We start from the raw sequence: 16,123 nt of genomic DNA, 5'->3' as shown, positions 1-16,123 counted from the left end.
CCTCCGGCGCGTCGCTCAGGCGGCGTTGTGGCGCAGCCACAGGACCAGGTGCCAGTCCTGATCGTTGGCGAGGGGGTCGGCGGTGTGGGCGGGGCGTCCGTCGACGGCGGAGGGCATGACGAAGGCGCAGGTGGCCGAGCCGTCCTCACCGTAGTGAGCCATGTTGGCGCGCAGGATCGCCTCGGCGAGGCGGTCGGTGCCGGGGGTGCGCAGGGTGTCCGGCAGGCGCAGGAGGGCCGTGGCGGTCAGGGTGCTCCAGTAGTGGGGGAAGATGTCTCCCCAGAGCCGGTTCTCGCCGAACCAGTAGCCGTCCCAGTGCCGGATGGCGATGCCGTGCAGCCGGGCGTGCGGCTGGGGTCCGCCGAAAGCCAGCAGCCACGGCAGCCGCTCCTCGATCGCGTCGTGGAAGACGGCCTCGCCGGTCAGAGCGTACGCGTCGCTGAGGAGGTCCAGCAGCGGAGCGACGATCGCCTGCTCGTAGCTGACCTCGTGGGCGGGCAGTTGCCGCCCCATGCGGGTGAACTCGCGGGCGCTGTCGACCAGTCGGTCGCGCAGCCGTGCGGCGCGGGCGGTCTGGCCGGCGGCGTCGAGGCCGTCGCAGACGGCCGTCGTGGTCGGGGAGTCGTCGATGGACAGGTGGGTGGCTCCGCCCAGGTCGAAACGGCGCTCGATGATGCGGGCGGCGCGCTCCAGGTCCTCTTGGCGGCCGTGCGCCCGGTGCCGGTCGAGGAAGAAGCGGGCCAGCCAGGGCATGTCGTACAGCCGCGGTCCGAGGTGCCAGGTCTGGGACCCGCGGCGCGGGGCGTCGGTCTCGTCCAGCAGGTGGCGTACGGCGAACCGGGACCAGTCCTCCAGCAGGGGGCCCGTCTCCTCCGGGTCGGCGAGACCGCGAGCCGTGGCAGCCTGCAGCAGCAGCGGCATGGCGATCCGCTCGGAGCCGTCGGACCAGTCCGACCAGCCGTTGGTGGCGCTGGTCAGCCCGGTCCCGGTGTTCACCGGGACGAAGGCGTGGGCGAGCAGACCGGGCCGTTCCGTGGCCCGCTGGTGGCGGATGATGTAGGCGACGCGGCGGCGGACGACCTCCTCCAGCGGGAGGTGGAAGAGGACCTCGGTACGGGCGCCGTCGCCGACGTCCAGGGTGCGGGTGCCGTGCGCGGACGCCTCGACCCGGTACCGGCCCTCCGACTCCCGCTCCACCTTCACCTCCGGGTCCGGGCTGCTCACCGACGCCGCCTCGACGACGATCGGTGTCCCGGTCTCGGCGGCGTACGCGGAGAACACGGCCGGAGGCCGGGTGGCGGCGGTGAACTCGTCGACCGACTCGTACCAGCCCAGCTCCCAGGCCACCGACGTCGACTCCCCCGGCGCCAGGCGCAGCACCGGCTGGCCGCCGAACGCGTCCGGGTTACGGGCGCGGTCGGTGACCTGGAGGACCAGATGACCGCGGACGTCGGACAGCGACGCCTGGTTGCGGGACTCCACCGCGTACGCCCGCACCGCCCCCTCCCGCACGATCAGCCCCAGGCAGCGCCCCGCACCCGACATCGGCTGCGCCAGCACCCACGCCCACGTGCCTCCGGTGAAGACGTGGGCGTGCACCGCCTCCTCCAGCGAGGTCCGCGCATCCCGGTACCAGTCGGCGAAGGGCGTCTGGATGCCGAGGCCGGTGACGGCGAGGGACTCGTCGGCGCTGTTCACGACCGTATAGCGCTCACGCAGCACGTCCCCGTCCACGCGCCGCCGCACCTCCACCCGGACCCCGGGCAGCGGTGTGTGCACCGCCTCCACGGCGTCGCCCACCACCCGCAGTCCCGACGGCGCGAGCCACCGAGCCGCTCCCCTGTCCGTCACCAGGTGCCCGGACCCCCACTGGTGCTCCACCGAGTGCCAAGGGGCGGCGTCCTGGTCGAGCAGAAACCGCCGTACCGGGGCCCGGTCGTCCAGGAACTGCACCGGCGCGCCCGTCACCGGGTCGAGGACCGCACACCCCGTGCCGAACTGGAGCGCCTGCGGAACCCTGGCCTCGGTGGAAAGCACTCGGATACTCCTTGTGTGTACGGGGGCCCGCTCGGGCGGCAGCGGTCACATGAAAACAACGCCACCCGGCCCAGTACAGGGAGGCGAAACTTTTCGACCGCCGGCAACGACCAGACGTCCCACGTCCACCGACACGCCCCTCAGCCATGTCGAAGGCTGCGGGTGCGACCGCGAGTGCGTCCGCACGGCACCGATCGGCCGCTGCATCCGCCACGGATGTGACACTGAGGGGAATGATCACGGCCACGCCTGATCCACGAGGATGCGTCAGCGGTGCCGCAGGAGTCCACCAGGAATGATGAACAACGACTCGGTACTCGATGATCCGGTAGGCCAGTCGCTCGGCGGCCCGCACGCGCATCTGGCCCGACGGCTCGGCGGGGCCGTCACCTACTCCACCGAAGTGGCGACCTTCTCCGCCGTGCCTGTCCAGCCTGAGGCAGAGGACTGGGCCGACCTCGCCGCGTTGCTCGGTCCAGGTGCCCTCGCCGACATGTTCAGCTGTCCGGCTGCCCCGCCGCCGAGCTGGGAGCCCGTCTTCAGCCTTGCGGGCCGTCAGTTGATCTGGACCGGCGGCCGCCTCCCTGACCGACGCGGCGCCGAGCCCGACAGCGGCTTGGTCGTACTGGGCAAGGACAACGTGTCCGAGATGCTCGATCTCGTCGCGCGGACCGAGCCGGGGCCCTTCTGGTCACGCACCCACGAACTCGTCACCTACCTGGGTGTCAGGGTCGGAGGTGCCCTCGTGGCGATGGCCGGGGAGCGCCTGCGGCCCCCGGGATGGACGGAGATCAGCGCCGTCTGCACCGCTCCCGAGGCACGGGGTCAAGGCCACGCCGCCCGTTTGGTATGTGCGCTCGCCGCACGCATCGTGGCACGCGGCGAGCGTCCCTTCCTGCATGTGGCCGAGACGAACAGCCGCGCCATCGCTTTGTACGAGCGCCTCGGCTTCAGGACGCGCAGGCAGGTGACCTTCCGGGGCTTCCGGACTCCCTGACGGCTCGCATCGGCGGCTCCGTGGAGTGGCCTGCCGACGACGGGGCAGCACGCGTCACCGCCAGTGAGCCTTCTTCGGTTCCGGTCGGCACCACGCGGGGAGGTCCGGTGCGGCGGGCTCGGTGGTGATGACGAGGACCGCGGTGCCGGGCCGGTGCGCCGTCCATCTGCTTGCGGCGACGGAGCAGAGGGTGACGCACAGCAGGCCGGTGCCCTGGACGGTCAGGTCCGCTGTCGACCAGTGACTTCGCCCGTTGCCGGGCATCGCGCACTTCGCCGGCGGTCGGGATCCTGATCACGTCGCGGCGCCGTCCGCCTCACCCCCGGGGAACGGTCGGACACTGGTCGGCTCCCGGTTGACGGCGACCGGAGGCAGGTCCTGAGCCACTCCTGAGCCACCGCTGACAACAGCACCCGCGCCCGACGTCAGGTTCCCTTCGGTACGGCGGCGGGGTCGGCCAGGATGTGTTCGCGTCCGGCGGCGAGCGCACCGTGGAGGGCCGCGTCGGCACCGAGGGCCCCGGGAGTGACGGCGGGGGAACAGGCCGGGAAGGCGCCCCGGCGCGGGGCGAGGCGGGCGTCGATGCCGGGCCTCAACCAGGGCAGCCAGTCGGCAAGTCGGCCGCCGAGGACGACATGATCGGGGTCGGTCACTCCGGTGAGCGACTGGAGTGCGGCGCCCAGGGCATGCCCGGCGCGGTTCAGTGCGGCCAGAGCGCCCGGCTCGCCTGTACGCAGGCGGTGGTCGAGTTCGGTGAGGGCGGCGCTGGTGTGGTGAGGCGAAGCCGAAGTGCCGAGGCCGGCCTCCTCCAGGACCGCGCGGGTGCTGACGTACGTGGTCAGGCAGCCGGTCGCGCCGCATCGGCAGACGGGCCCGTCGAGGGAGACCGGGATGTGGCCGAGCTCCCCGGCCAGGCCGTGACTGCCGTGAAAGACGCGGCCGTTGACGATCAACGCACCGGCCACTCCCGCGTCCGACTTCACATACGCCACGGTGCCGCCCCGCAAGGCGAGAGCGTGGTACTCGGCCAGTGCCGCGGCCTTGGCGTCGTTGACCACGTCGACGGGGCAGGGCAGTCCGGGCAGCCGGTCGGCGACAAGCCGGGCGAGGTGCGAGGCACTGCGCGCAGGGCCCGGCGCTTCCTGCGCCCTGTCGGTGACCGGTCCGGACAGAGCGATCACCAGACGGCCATGATGGACTCCTGGCTCCGGTGGATCGACGGCGTCGACGGCGGAGGCGATGTCATCGGCCAGGTTCTCCACGGGTCCGAACGGCCCTCCCGAATTCGGTAGTTGGCGTGCCAGGCCGGGCACGCCGGCCAGGTCGGACGTCATCACCGTGCTGTATCCCCAGGCCACATGAACGGCTGTGGTCCGCACCCGCCCGGGCACAAGACTCACCAGTCGGCGCGGACGGCCGCGCCCCCCCGATGAGGCGGCGCCGACCTCCGCCACCAGGCCGCGATCGATCAGGTCGGCGACGAGCGCCGTCACCGAGGCGGGCACCAGGCCGGTGCCCGCGGCGACCTCGGTGCGTGCGCACGGGCCGTGCGCGGCGAGGTAGCGCAGGACCAGGGAGAGGTTGGCCCGGCGCACAGCCGCGGAACCGGTGGGAGCGGGGGTGTCCACGTCTTGATTGTGCATGGTCGCCACAGCGGTCCCCGATTTCACCTCCTTCTAATTTTTCAATCCTTGAAAATAAAGCGCTGGAGTCCGCACACTCGACGGGAAGCCCCCCCCCACGGGCGGCGGACAACTCGCCGGGACGAGGAGATGACCATGAAGCACAGGGCAGTGAACCGCAGGAGCGTCGTCATAGGACTCGGTGCGACCGCCGGGGTCGCAGCCGTCGGCGGCATCACATTGACCGCACAGGCAGACAACACGGGCGGCACCGACAGCAAGGGCGCCTCGGTCAACGACTTGCTGGTCTTCGACCGGGACGACTTCACGGAGAAGACAGAGTCGATCGCCGACGCCTCCGGCACCGAGCACTCGGTGGCGTACCGCTTCTACAAGGCCCGCAACTACGTCACGCACCCGAGCGACTCCGACCACCAGAGCCTGGTGGTCAGCGTCCCGGTCAAGATCGACGGCACGACGGTCGATGCCTCGAACGCCCCGATCGTGCTCGCCAACGCCGCGGGCGCCTACATGCCCACCACCGTGGCGGACGCCACCGGGGTGGGACAGGCCAAGCTGGAGATGACCGGCATGGGCGGCGCCATGCCCAGCGGCATGCCATCGGGCGGCACGGACGGCGGCATGGCGGGTGGCACGGGTGCCATCAACGGCATGGTGAACCTCGCGAAGCTGGCCCTGGTCGCCGGTTACGTCGTGGTGGAGCCCGGCACCCGCGGACGCAGCCTCACCGACTCCTCCGGCACCTACTACGGCACCGCCCCCGCGGTGATCGTCGACCTGAAGGCCGCCGTGCGCTACATCCGCGCCAACGAGGGCCGCATCCCGGGCAACGTCGAGCGGATCGTGTCCACCGGCACCAGCGCGGGCGGCGCCTCCTCGGCCCTGCTCGGCGCCTCCGGCGACAGCAAGATCTACGAGCCGTACCTCAGGGAGGCCGGTGCGGCCGACGCCTCCGACACCATTTTCGCGACCGGCGCCTGGTGCCCGATCACGGACCTGGAGCACGCCGACGGCGCCTACGAGTGGAACTGGGGCACCCTGCCCACGCAGACCACCGGCAAGACCGTCGACCAGAGCGTGTCGAAGGAGCTCCGGTCGCAGTTCGCCGAATACCAGGCGGGCCTGAAACTCCGCGGCCTCAAGGGCTCGGGCTTCGGCAAGATCACCGCCCGCAACTACGCCGACTACCTCCTGGAGCACCACCTCCAGCCGTCGGCGACGAAGTACCTCGCGGCCCTGTCGGCTTCCGAGCGCGAGACATACCTGGCCGAGAACACGTTCATCACGTGGAGGAACAATCAGGCCGCCTTCACGTGGGAGGGCTACCTCGCCCACGTGGCACAGCGGAAGAAGACCCAGCCGGCCTTCGACGCGTTCGACCTGTCCGCCGGTGAGAACAACGAGTTCGGCAAGGGCACCACCAAGGCCCGTCACTTCACCGCCTACAGCGCGAAGAACGACACCACCGGGCTCAGCAGCAAGCGGGTCGACAGCGACGTCCCCGAGAAGCTCAAGCTGATGAACCCGATGTTCCACATCCTCGAAGAGCGCAACCCGAACCGTTCCAAGCACTGGTGGATCCGGCTCGGCACATCCGACACCGACACAGCGCTGACCGTCGCCGCGAACCTCGCCATGGCCGTGGACAACCTCGGTGACGACGTCGACCACGCGTACTACTGGGACAAGGGCCACGCCACCAACGAGGACCCGGGCGACTTCATCAAGTGGGTCGCCAAGGTGACGGGCTACAAGAGCTAACCACCGACACCGCCGAACCGTACGCCCGTTCCGCCGTTCCTTGCCGGAGCTGACCGCCACGGACGGCCTGAACACGCTGCGGCAATTGCGCCACCACCAGCCGGCCCCTCATGGTCCTCACGTCCTTCAGCCTCGAAAGAGCGCCTGGCGCACGCGCAGATTGATCCGCCGTGCAGGGCAGCGGGCCGGGGGGACCGCCGGCAACGGCCGCTCCGCCCTCCCCGCCGGCGGCCTGACCCTCGACGAGGGCAGCCACCAGCCCTGGCGCCCTGCGCCGAAGATCGGCGCCGGTGGCCGCCGGTGATCCGCATCAGGTGCAGCACCGCATGCACAACCAGGGCCGTTGTCCAGCGCCGCCTGTGAATCCCGCCGTGACTCGCCTCACCCAAGAGTGAGAACAGAATTGTTGACAATCCTGTTGGCCTAGATTTAGCGTCGACAGGCACTCACTCAGGGAGGGCAGATGCCGAAGGAAGCCCGTCCAGGCTCCGGAGAGCAGGCCAAGCAGTACGCACTGGAGCGCCTCAGGAAGGCGATCCTGCAGGGCGAGATGGCGCCGGCCCAGCGGCTGGTGGAGAACGAGCTCGCCGAGAGGTACGGCGTCACGCGTGCCAGCATGCGCGCCGCTCTGCTCGATCTGACCTCCGAGGGGCTGGTCGAGCGGATCCGCAACCGCGGTTCGCGGGTGCGGGTGGTGACGGTCGAGGAGGCCGTGGAGATCACGGAGTGCCGGATGGCCCTCGAAGGGCTGTGCGCGGCCAAGGCGGCGACCGAGGCCACCGACGCGCAGCTCGACGAGCTGACCGGCCTGGGCAAGGCCATGTCCAAGGCGGTCGCCGACGGCGATCCGGTCACCTACTCCGAGCTCAACCACGACCTTCACGCCCTGATCCGGGACGCCTCCGGCCAGCACACGGCCGTCGGCCTCCTGGAGCGACTCAATGCGCAACTTGTGCGCCACCGCTTCCAGTTGGCGCTGCGGCCGGGCCGTCCGCAGCAGTCCCTGAGTGAGCACCTGGCCGTGATCGAAGCGATCAGGGCCAGGGATCCGCAAGCGGCCGAGACGGCCGTGCGCGCCCACCTCAGCAGCGTGATCGACGCCCTGCGCGCCGACTAGACGCGCTCCTGGGGCGGGTGCGGCACCTGTCACCAAGGAGATACAGCATGACCCACGGCAACGGCGCACCCGCCGCCACTCCGCCCCGATCGACCCTCGTCGTCACCGCGCACGCCGGGGACTTCGTGTGGCGGGCGGGCGGCGCCATCGCCCTGGCCGCCTCCCGCGGCGAGAAGGTCACCATCGCGTGCCTGACCTTCGGCGAGCGCGGCGAGTCGGCGAAGGCGTGGCGGGAGGGGAAGAAGCTCGACGAGATCAAGGTGATCCGCCGCGAGGAGGCCGAGCGCGCCGCCGCGACGCTCGGCGCGGAGGTCCGCTTCTTCGACGCCGGCGACTACCCGCTCCTCGCCACCCCCGAACTGACCGACCGGCTCGTCGCCGTCTACCGCGAGACCCAGCCGGACGTCGTCCTCACCCACCCGACCGAGGACCCGTACAACGGCGACCACCCCGCCGCCAACCGCATGGCCCTGGAGGCCCGGGTCCTCGCCCAGGCCATCGGCTACCCCGGCGAGGGCGGCATCATCGGCGCCCCGCCCGTCTTCTACTTCGAGCCGCACCAGCCCGAGATGAGCGGCTTCACGCCCCAGGTCCTCCTCGACATCACCGAGGTCTGGGACACCAAGCGCAAGGCCATGGAGTGCCTCGGCGCCCAGCAGCACCTGTGGGACTACTACACCGACCTCGCCGTCCGCCGAGGCGTCCAGCTCAAGCGCAACGCCGGCCCCAACCTGGGCCTCGCCCACAAGACCATGGCCGAGGCGTACATGCGGCCCTACCCGCAGATCGCGAAGGAGCTCGCCTGATGCCCGGCGTCATCGTCACCAACCCGCCCAAGGCCGAGGCAAAGGCCGTCGAGGCGCTCGCCGGCTACGGAACGGCCACCGTCGGCGAGGCCATGGGCCGCACCGGCTTCCTCGGCACGCATCTGCGCCCGGTCCAGCAAGGCGTCCGGGCCGCGGGCACCGCCGTCACGGTGCTGTGCTGGCCCGGCGACAACCTCATGATCCACGCGGCCGTCGAGCAGTGCGGCGAGGGCGACATCCTCGTCGTCACCACCACCTCGCCGTGCGAGGACGGCCTGTTCGGCGAGCTGTTCGCCACAGCCCTCGCCCGTCGCGGGGTGCGTGGCGTCGTCCTGAACACCGGTATACGCGACACCGCCGAACTCCGCGCGATGGGCTTCCCCGCCTGGTCCGCCGCCGTCAGCCCGCAGGGCACGGTCAAGGCGACCGGCGGCAGCGTGAACGTACCGATCGTGATCGGCGGCCAGGTGATCCGCCCCGGTGATGTGATCGTCGCCGACGACGACGGCGTGGTGGTCGTGCCGCGCGAGCGCGCCCACGAGACCGCCGAGGCGTCCGAGGCCCGCGAGCGGAAGGAGGCCGGGGCCCGCGCCGCCTTCCTGGAGGGGCAACTGGGTCTGGACCGCTACGGGTTGCGGGAGACCCTCATGCGGCTCGGGGTGACCTACCGCTCGTACGAGGAGGCCGAGTCGTGACCAGCCCCGCGGAGGTCCGCTGCATGCAGATGCGCGGCGGCACCTCCAAGGGCGCCTACTTCCTGGCCGACGACCTGCCCGCCGAAGAGAGCGTCCGCGACGAGCTGCTGCTGCGGGTCATGGGCAGCCCCGACCCGCGCCAGATCGACGGCCTCGGCGGCGCCCACCCGCTCACCAGCAAGGTCGCCGTGGTGTCCCCGTCGGCCGACCCCGAGGCCGACGTCGACTACCTCTTCCTCCAGGTCGCCGTGGACAGGGCAGAGGTCTCGGACCGCCAGAACTGCGGCAACCTGCTCGCCGGGGTCGGCCCGTTCGCCGTCGAGCGCGGACTCGTACGAGCGGGGAGCAACGAGACGTCCGTGCGCATCCGGATGGTGAACTCCGGTGACTTCGCCACGGCGACGTTCCCGACCCCGGGCGGCCGCGTCGACTACAGCGGCGACACGCAAATCTCCGGGGTCCCCGGGAGCGCCGCCGCCGTCGTCATCGAGTTCCCGCCGGGCCGAGGCGAGTTGCTGCCCACGGGGAACGCGCGCGACACGGTCGCCGGCATCGGGGTCACGTGCGTCGACAACGGCATGCCGACCGTCCTGATCCCGGCCGAGGCCCTCGAGGTCACCGGTCAGGAGGACCCGAAGGACCTGGAGAGCAACCGGGAACTGACCGCCCGGCTCCACGACATACGGCTGGCGGCCGGGCATCTGATGGGACTCGGCGACGTCACCGACACCACCGTCCCCAAGCTCACCCTGCTCTCTGCGCCCCGCCACGGCGGCGCCGTCACCACCCGCACCTTCATCCCGGCCCGCGTCCACACCTCCATCGGCGTCCTCGGCGCCGCGAGCGTGGCGGCCGGGCTGCGGATCGAGGGAAGCGTCGCACACGGCATCGCGGCCCTCCCCGACGAGGGTGACCGGCTCCGCATCGAGCATCCCAGCGGATTCACAGACATCGAGAGCAGCATCGATCGCACCCCCGAGGGCGGCCTGAGAGCACGTCGCACCGCCGTCGTCCGCACCGCCCGCAAGATCTTCGACGGCACCGTCTTCCCCGTACCACCCACAGGAGGTCACTCATGACCCCGCCTCTCGGCGACATCGCCCACATCGGCCACGCCCAGCTGTTCACCCCGGACCTGGACGCCTCCGTCGCCTTCTTCACCGACTTCCTGGGCCTGACCGTCAACGGGCAGGACGGCGACACCGTCTACCTGCGCACCTTCGACGACTACGAGCACCACAGCCTCGTCCTCACCGCCCGCGACCAGCCCGGCCTCGGCCGCCTCGCCCTGCGCACCTCCAGCGAGGAGGCGCTCGGGCGCCGGGTGCAGGCCATCGAGGCGGCGGGCGGCACGGGCAAGTGGACCGAGGACGAGCCCGGTCTCGGCCGGCTGTACGTCACCACCGACCCGGACGGCCACGAGCACGCCCTGTACTGGGAGAGCGAGTACTACCAGGCCCCAGGGGAGCTGCGGCCCGCGCTGAAGAACCAGCCGCAGGCCAAACCCAACCGCGGCGTCGGCGTCCGCCGCCTGGACCACGTCAACTTCCTCGCCGCCGATGTCCTCGCCAACGCCGAGTGGCAGGAGCAGCTCCTCGGCGCCCGTCCCACCGAGCAGATCCGGCTCGACTCCGGGAAGATCGCGGCACGTTGGCTGACGTACACCGACAAGTCGTACGACGTCGTCTACACCTCGGACTGGACCGGCTCGGCCGGGCGGCTGCACCACATCGCCTTCGCCACCGACACCCGCGAGGACATCCTGCGCGCCGCCGACCTCGCCATCGACACCGGCGTCTTCATCGAGACGGGACCGCACAAGCACGCCATCCAGCAGACGTTCTTCCTCTACGTCTACGAACCCGGCGGCAACCGCATCGAACTCTGCAACCCGCTCACCCGCCTCGTCCTCGCCCCCGACTGGCCACTCATCACCTGGACCGAGGAGGAGCGCAAGAAGGGCCAGGCATGGGGCCTGAAGACCATCGAGTCCTTCCACACGCACGGCACGCCGCCCGTGCAGCCCTGATGTGATCCGTCCTTCCAGGCCCCGGGGAACGGCTACCACCCGTACCCCGGGGCCAAATCGTTGCTTAGATTGTTAACAAAAGTGTTGACGTAATGGCTATGGCTTCTTAACGTCTACGCCACAGCGAGCTTGAGACTCCCCACGCGAAGTCCACAGCTCGGGGGCATGCTCCGCCCGTCCTCCCCACCGGCCGCGCGAGCCGCACCGGCCCCACCGCCCTTGCAGCCAGGGACCAAGGCCCCGTCCTGACGTCCCGCACGAGAGGAAACAACGATGTCCTCCTCCGCCACCTCCCCGCTCGCCCCGGCGACCGGGACGACGGCCCGCCGCAGCCGCACCGCCGTCATCGCCCTGTGCTGGGCACTCGTCCTCCTCGACGGCATCGACACGTTCATCTACGGCTCCGTGCTCCCGAAGATGCTCGGCGGCCACAGCCTCGGCCTCACCCCCGACCTCGCCGGCACGATCGGCAGTTACGCCAACTTCGGCATGCTGATCGGCACGATCCTGTCCGGCATGGCCTCGAACTGGATCGGCCGCCGCGTCACCGTCTTCGCCAGCGTCGTGATCTTCACCCTCGCCACGCTGGGCACCGGCTGGTCCCAGTCCTCGGGCCAGTTCGGCTTCTTCCGCTTCGTGTGCGGCTTCGGCCTCGGCGCGCTGCTGCCGATCGCGATCTCGTACGGCATGGAGTTCACCTCGCGCGGCCGCCGCGCCCTCGCCACCGGCATCATCATGACCGCCCACCAGACCGGCGGCGCCCTGGCCCCGCTGATCGCGCTCTGGCTGGTCGACGACCACGGCTGGCGAACGGCCTTCATCGCCTCCGCGATGCCCGCCCTGATCCTGCTCCCGGTCGCCTTCAAGCTGCTGCCCGAGTCGCCCACCAACCTGCTCACCCGCGGCCGCCGCGCCGACGCCGAGCTGCTCGCCGCCGCCTACGGCACCGAACTGGCCGAGCCGAAGGCGCACCGCGGGGACAAGCTGGACGCGCTGAAGAACCTCTTCCGGCACGGCCAGTGGTCCACCACTCTGTGCTTCTGGCTGACCTCCTTCGCGGGTCTGCTCCTGGTCTACGGAGTCGGCCAGTGGCTGCCGAAGATCATGGTCGAGCTCGGTTACGACACCGGCGACTCGCTGCTCTTCTCGACGTTCCTGAACGTCGGCGGCATCTGCGGCATGCTCATCGCCGGCCGCACCGCCGACCGCATCGGCCCGCGCAAGGTCGTCATCGCCTGGTTCCTCCTGACCTCCGTCTTCGTCTACCTCATGGGCGTCAAGATGTCGGTCGGCGTCCTGTACGCGGTGGTCTTCTTCGCCGGACTGCTGCTCTTCTCCGGCCAGACCATGGTCTACGCGACGGTCGGCACGCACCACAACGACGAGGACCGTCCCACCGCCCTCGGCTGGGTCTCCGGCATGGGCCGCTTCGGCGCCATCTTCGGCCCGTGGATCGGCGGCGCCCTCCTCGCGGCGGGCAACGCCGACATCGGCTTCACCATGTACGCCTGCGCCGCGCTCTTCGGCGCGCTCATGATGAGCCTGGCCGCCCTCACCCTCAAGACGCGCACGACCGCGAAGGTCTGACCGCAGGAAGACGGAAAGGACCTTCCAGCGTCGACGGACTCACCAGGGGTCGTCGCACCATACGCTCGTGTTGATCAGGCCGCGAGCGGTTCATGCAGACGCTCGGCTGGGATCTCCCAGCCGAGCGTGTTGCGTGGGCGGCCGCTGAGCGCGACGCAGGTCCTCGCGCAGCTGGTCGGTCCGCCGCGCCAGGAGCGAGCACCGTCACCGTCCTGCAGCGAGGGTACGGATCAGGAGGTCCAGGGCTTCCACGACGGCCTGTCGACGCTGGGGGTCCAGCCCGGCCAGCAGTTCGGCTTCGAGCGAGAGCTGGCCCGGGAAGACCGCGTCCACCAGGGCGGCACCGTCCGGGGTGATGCGGATGAGGGCGGCACGGCGGTCCGCAGGGTTCGGATCCCGGGTGATGAGGCCGCGCTGGTCGAGCTTGATCACGATCCTGCTGATCGCGGCCCGGGAGCAACCGCGCTGACGGGCGAGCTGCCCGGCGACGCGCGGCTGCCTGGCGTGCCGAAGAAGGACCAGCACCTCGGTTTCGGCCGGGCTGAGGGGAGCTCCTTCGTAGGCCTTCTCCATGGCGAGGTCATGCAGGGCGTGCAGGTGTCTCAGCCGCCCGAAGACGTCCATGGGGCTGGTGTCCAGCTCGGGCCGGGCCCGCTGCCAGGCGTCGGCAACGCCGCTGTCGTACGCGGACAGCGAGGACGGCTCCGGCAACTCGTCAACATGTAGACTATCCATTGCGCATCCATCCTAGTCCCCTCTCAGGCGACTCATGGCATACGCCACTGCCGTCCGCTCCGGCGAGGAGGCCGGTTGCCCGTCGGCAGTACGCTTCCTGTCGAAAGAGCCAGGTCACACCCCTTGACTTCGCCTTCCTCCACATCCATCACCCAGCCATCGACCGCGCAGGCGCCTCCCGCGGCGCCCCGCCGCACCGGACTGCTGATCACCGTGTTGGCCTCACTGACCGCGGTCGCCCCGCTGGCCACGGACATGTACGTGCCCGCCTTCCCGGAGATGACCAGGGCACTGGGCGCCACCAGTGCCGGGATCCAGTTGTCCATGACCGCGTTCCTTCTGGGGCTGGTCATAGGTCAGCTGCTGATCGGCCCGCTCAGCGACGGCCACGGCCGGCGCCGCCTGCTGCTGGGCGGCAGCGCGCTGTTCACCGTCTTCTCGCTGGCCTGCGCCGCCGCCCCGAACGCCGGGGTACTGACCGCCGCCCGTCTCCTGGAGGGCACGGCCGGTGCGGCCGGCATGGTGATCTCCCGCGCCGTCCTCACCGACTTGTACCGCGGCGCCGACGTCGCCCGGCACTTCTCCGTTCTGTCGATGATCCTCGGCGTCGCGCCGGTCGCCGCACCGGTGATCGGTGGCCTGATCGCCACCGGCGCCTCCTGGCGCGCCGTCTTCTTGGTCCTCGCCGGCTTCGGCCTGATGCTCGTGCTGGCCGTGTGGCGCTGGGTGCCCGAGTCACTGCCGGCCGAGCGGCGACAACGCGGCGGCCTTCCTGCCGCGTTTCGCGCCATGGGGCGGCTGACCCGGCAGCGCGCCTTCATGGGATACGTTCTCGTCCTGTCCTGCGCCTCAGCAGCGCTGTTCGCCTACATCGCCGGCTCGCCCTTCGTCTTTCAGGACATCTACGGCGCCTCAGCCACGGGCTACAGCCTGATCTTCGCGGTCAACGCCCTGGGCATGCTCGTCGCCTCCGGACTGGTCGGCGCGCTGTCCCGCCGTCTGCCCCTGACCACGTTGCTCAGCGCGGGGGTGGGTCTGGCCGTCGTCGGTACCCTCGCCCAGGCCGCCATCGACCTCACCACTGGTGGCAGCCTCATCACCACGTGGGGCTGCCTCTTCCTCGCCATGTTCGGGACCGGTCTCACGATCACCACGACCTACACGCTGGGCCAGACCGTGGCCGCGCGTGCCGCAGGCGGCGCCTCCGCCATGCTCGGCGGCGGACAGTTCCTCCTCGGCGGTCTGGTGTCCCCTCTGGTCGGCGCCTTCGGCGAAAGCAGTCCCACCCCCATGGCGGTCATCATGTGCATCGGGTTCCTCTGCTCTGCCGCCATGCTCGTCCTGCTCGTCCGCCCGTGGCAGCGCCGGGGAGCAGACCGCACCACCAAGTGACGTTTCACGAACGGTCGAAGAGCAAAGCAGCGGTTCGTGCCGGAGCACCGGGACGAACCGCTGCGCCCATCCCAGCCTTCCGGCGCCGCGAGGTGAGCGTCCGCCGCTTCGTCGGCCCCGAACACGGTGAATGCGTGCCGGGCCGGCCGAATCCCTGGGGCGCGACGATCACAGCGTGACGGACCTGTCGTCGACGACACGGCGGTGAGGCGAACGGCTCCCTTTCCGGGCCGCCCGCCTCGCCGCCGTCTTCCTCGTCGCCGTGCGGCTCCCGTATTGCTACGCCGGGGCGATCATTCCCGCTGACGGTCGATGTCCGCCCCGCACAGGCCGGGCATGCCGAGCATCGCCACAAGGGCCCGCGCCACCTCGGTCCCTTCGACGAGCCGGCCCAGAGCCGCCCGGGAGGCGAAGTCGCGCTCGGCCTCCTGGACGGTGCAGCCGGTCAGCTCGGCCGTCAGCCGGGAGTTGCGGTCCATGCGGGGACCGCGTACCGGCCCGGGCGACAGGGAGTTGACCGCGACGCCCCGCGGGCCGACCTCCCCGGCGAGCGTCCGGGTCAGGCCGAGCAGGGCCATCTTGGACGCGGTGCAGGGGGTGCGGTTGAGCAGGGGGCGTTTGCCGCTGACGGAGGCGACGTTGACGACGTCACCGCGCCCGGCTGCGATCATGGGCGGGAGGAAGGCACGGCACATCAGGCAGACGCCGCGCACGTTGGCGGCGAACACGTCGTCCCACTCCCCCGGCTCGATGCCGACGAGGGGTTTCACCGGCCCTGCCACTCCGGCGTTGTTGACGAGCAACGAGACGTCCTCGTCGGCGAGCCCTGCGGCCGGCGTGCGCACCGACTCGGGGTCGGACACGTCGCACACCGCGGTCCGCGCCGCGCCTCCCGCCTCGGAGACCCGGGCGGCCGGTGCCCGTTCCGGCGGGCTGTTCGGTGCTCGACTTCGAGCTGGAGGCCGGCGCGGTGATCGGCCGGAGCGGGCGTGACCTCACCCCGGAGGAGGCCCGCGAGCACATCGTGGGCTACCTGGTGTTCAACGACTGGTCGGCGCGGGACCTGCACAAACCGGAGAAGAACCTCGGGCTGGGCTTCTCCGAGGGCAAGGCTTCGCCCACACGCTGGGCCCGTACCTGGTCACCGCCGACGAGGTGGAGGACCGGCGGGACGCGGACGGCTTCCTCGACCTGGAGATGACAGTCACGCTCAACGGCAAGCTGATCGGACGGGACACCCTCGCCAACGTCTCCTGGACGTTCGAGGAGATGGTCGCCTACGCCTCCCGGGACGCCTGGGTGCGCCCGGACATGAGACCGCCAT

At 70.8% G+C, this 16,123-nt stretch carries 14 protein-coding genes and 1 pseudogene; 10 read left to right on the top strand and 5 right to left on the bottom strand.

Annotated features, from left to right (window positions below; genetic code table 11):
- Positions 1 to 15: 15 nt before the first annotated feature.
- Entirely contained in the window at positions 16 to 2,037 is a 2,022-nt protein-coding gene (locus tag GL259_RS33975) for a hypothetical protein (RefSeq protein WP_208026553.1), read from the bottom strand.
- 295 nt (positions 2,038 to 2,332) lie between these two features.
- Between GL259_RS33975 and GL259_RS33970 the strand changes: the two genes are divergently transcribed.
- Positions 2,333 to 3,034, top strand: coding sequence for a GNAT family N-acetyltransferase (locus GL259_RS33970; protein WP_159537130.1), 702 nt, complete (start codon positions 2,333 to 2,335; stop codon positions 3,032 to 3,034).
- 54 nt (positions 3,035 to 3,088) lie between these two features.
- Here GL259_RS33970 and GL259_RS33965 read toward each other — a convergent pair whose 3' ends face one another.
- Entirely contained in the window at positions 3,089 to 3,298 is a 210-nt protein-coding gene (locus GL259_RS33965; RefSeq protein WP_159537128.1) for a hypothetical protein, read from the bottom strand.
- Positions 3,299 to 3,459: 161 nt separating this feature from the next.
- Entirely contained in the window at positions 3,460 to 4,662 is a 1,203-nt protein-coding gene (locus GL259_RS33960) for an ROK family transcriptional regulator (protein ID WP_243762476.1), read from the bottom strand.
- A 150-nt stretch (positions 4,663 to 4,812) separates the two neighbouring features.
- On the opposite strand from GL259_RS33960, the gene GL259_RS33955 reads away from it, so the two are divergent.
- The 7 genes from GL259_RS33955 to GL259_RS33925 all read left to right on the top strand — a co-directional run bounded on the left by GL259_RS33955 (position 4,813) and on the right by GL259_RS33925 (position 12,672).
- A complete protein-coding gene (locus GL259_RS33955; protein ID WP_159537124.1) occupies positions 4,813 to 6,438 on the top strand; it encodes a subtype B tannase in 1,626 nt (541 codons plus the stop codon).
- Between the two features lie 463 nt (positions 6,439 to 6,901).
- Positions 6,902 to 7,555, top strand: a complete 654-nt coding sequence (locus GL259_RS33950; protein WP_159537122.1) for a GntR family transcriptional regulator — start codon at positions 6,902 to 6,904, stop codon at positions 7,553 to 7,555.
- A gap of 47 nt (positions 7,556 to 7,602) precedes the next feature.
- The gene (locus tag GL259_RS33945; protein ID WP_159537120.1) at positions 7,603 to 8,361 is read left to right on the top strand and encodes a PIG-L deacetylase family protein; all 759 of its coding nucleotides are present in this window, start codon (positions 7,603 to 7,605) and stop codon (positions 8,359 to 8,361) included.
- Positions 8,361 to 9,056, top strand: coding sequence for a 4-carboxy-4-hydroxy-2-oxoadipate aldolase/oxaloacetate decarboxylase (locus GL259_RS33940; RefSeq protein WP_159537118.1), 696 nt, complete (start codon positions 8,361 to 8,363; stop codon positions 9,054 to 9,056). Before GL259_RS33945 ends, GL259_RS33940 begins: the two co-directional genes overlap by 1 nt.
- The gene (locus GL259_RS33935) at positions 9,053 to 10,135 is read left to right on the top strand and encodes a 4-oxalomesaconate tautomerase (RefSeq protein ID WP_159537116.1); all 1,083 of its coding nucleotides are present in this window, start codon (positions 9,053 to 9,055) and stop codon (positions 10,133 to 10,135) included. The genes GL259_RS33940 and GL259_RS33935 overlap by 4 nt, the downstream gene beginning before the upstream one ends.
- Positions 10,132 to 11,085, top strand: coding sequence for a catechol 2,3-dioxygenase (locus tag GL259_RS33930; RefSeq protein ID WP_159537114.1), 954 nt, complete (start codon positions 10,132 to 10,134; stop codon positions 11,083 to 11,085). The genes GL259_RS33935 and GL259_RS33930 overlap by 4 nt, the downstream gene beginning before the upstream one ends.
- A gap of 273 nt (positions 11,086 to 11,358) precedes the next feature.
- Positions 11,359 to 12,672 carry an aromatic acid/H+ symport family MFS transporter gene (locus tag GL259_RS33925; RefSeq protein WP_159537112.1) on the top strand — a complete coding sequence of 438 codons (1,314 nt, stop codon included), beginning with the start codon at positions 11,359 to 11,361 and terminating at the stop codon, positions 12,670 to 12,672.
- A 204-nt stretch (positions 12,673 to 12,876) separates the two neighbouring features.
- On the opposite strand, the gene GL259_RS33920 is transcribed toward GL259_RS33925, so the two are convergent.
- Entirely contained in the window at positions 12,877 to 13,383 is a 507-nt protein-coding gene (locus tag GL259_RS33920) for a MarR family winged helix-turn-helix transcriptional regulator (RefSeq protein WP_243762475.1), read from the bottom strand.
- Between the two features lie 147 nt (positions 13,384 to 13,530).
- Here GL259_RS33920 and GL259_RS33915 point away from each other — a divergent pair, with 147 nt between their 5' ends.
- The gene (locus tag GL259_RS33915; RefSeq protein WP_243762474.1) at positions 13,531 to 14,799 is read left to right on the top strand and encodes a multidrug effflux MFS transporter; all 1,269 of its coding nucleotides are present in this window, start codon (positions 13,531 to 13,533) and stop codon (positions 14,797 to 14,799) included.
- 293 nt (positions 14,800 to 15,092) lie between these two features.
- Here GL259_RS33915 and GL259_RS33910 read toward each other — a convergent pair whose 3' ends face one another.
- Positions 15,093 to 15,662, bottom strand: a complete 570-nt coding sequence (locus GL259_RS33910) for an SDR family oxidoreductase (RefSeq protein WP_243762473.1) — start codon at positions 15,660 to 15,662, stop codon at positions 15,093 to 15,095.
- Positions 15,663 to 15,715: 53 nt separating this feature from the next.
- Between GL259_RS33910 and GL259_RS33905 the strand changes: the two are divergent.
- Positions 15,716 to 16,107: pseudogene (locus GL259_RS33905) on the top strand (fumarylacetoacetate hydrolase family protein); the annotation flags it as partial.
- Positions 16,108 to 16,123: the final 16 nt, after the last annotated feature.

Source organism: Streptomyces sp. Tu 3180 (genome assembly GCF_009852415.1).
Taxonomy (GTDB): domain Bacteria; phylum Actinomycetota; class Actinomycetes; order Streptomycetales; family Streptomycetaceae; genus Streptomyces.
Note: the sequence above shows the minus strand (reverse complement) of the source record. Positions and strands in the feature narration are given on the sequence as shown.

What these genes read in the sequence shown, in the direction of transcription:
- GL259_RS33970 (WP_159537130.1), top strand. Translation starts at nt 2,333, where the DNA reads ATGATGAACAACGACTCGGTACTCGATGATCCGGTAGGCCAGTCGCTC.
- GL259_RS33965 (WP_159537128.1), bottom strand. Translation starts at nt 3,298, where the DNA reads ATGCCCGGCAACGGGCGAAGTCACTGGTCGACAGCGGACCTGACCGTC.
- GL259_RS33955 (WP_159537124.1), top strand. Translation starts at nt 4,813, where the DNA reads ATGAAGCACAGGGCAGTGAACCGCAGGAGCGTCGTCATAGGACTCGGT.
- GL259_RS33950 (WP_159537122.1), top strand. Translation starts at nt 6,902, where the DNA reads ATGCCGAAGGAAGCCCGTCCAGGCTCCGGAGAGCAGGCCAAGCAGTAC.
- GL259_RS33945 (WP_159537120.1), top strand. Translation starts at nt 7,603, where the DNA reads ATGACCCACGGCAACGGCGCACCCGCCGCCACTCCGCCCCGATCGACC.
- GL259_RS33940 (WP_159537118.1), top strand. Translation starts at nt 8,361, where the DNA reads ATGCCCGGCGTCATCGTCACCAACCCGCCCAAGGCCGAGGCAAAGGCC.
- GL259_RS33930 (WP_159537114.1), top strand. Translation starts at nt 10,132, where the DNA reads ATGACCCCGCCTCTCGGCGACATCGCCCACATCGGCCACGCCCAGCTG.
- GL259_RS33925 (WP_159537112.1), top strand. Translation starts at nt 11,359, where the DNA reads ATGTCCTCCTCCGCCACCTCCCCGCTCGCCCCGGCGACCGGGACGACG.